The sequence below is a fragment of the Alkalihalophilus lindianensis genome, assembly GCF_032843265.1.
Classification (GTDB): Bacteria; Bacillota; Bacilli; order Bacillales; family Bacillaceae_D; genus Alkalihalophilus; species Alkalihalophilus lindianensis.
This window is the reverse complement of record NZ_JAWJBA010000765.1, coordinates 1-249: the sequence shown is the minus strand read 5'-3', so window position 1 is coordinate 249 and position 249 is coordinate 1. Positions and strand designations below refer to the sequence as shown.

Below are 249 nucleotides of genomic sequence, written 5' to 3'. Positions count from 1 at the left end.
CTTTTTTCACACCTCTATCAAAAGAAGGCTCTCCAAACAATCAATAGCAGGTGTCGCGTGTGATGGAACCTGGGTAGAGAACCCCCAGGATATCAAAGAGGCAGCACTTTCGTTTTTTAAAGCAAAGTTTGTAGAAACGTTGAGTTCCAGGGCACAGTTTAGAAGCAGTAAAATTAAAGTTCTTCCTATGGCAATGGCTGAAATGCTGGAACAACCTTTTTCGGAAATTGAAATCTGGGAGGCTGTTAA

1 protein-coding gene is annotated in these 249 nt (G+C 41.8%); it reads left to right on the top strand.

Annotated elements, in window-relative coordinates; translation table 11 throughout:
- A partial coding sequence (locus RYX56_RS24240; protein WP_317124368.1) for a hypothetical protein occupies positions 1–249 on the top strand: 249 nt, incomplete at both ends.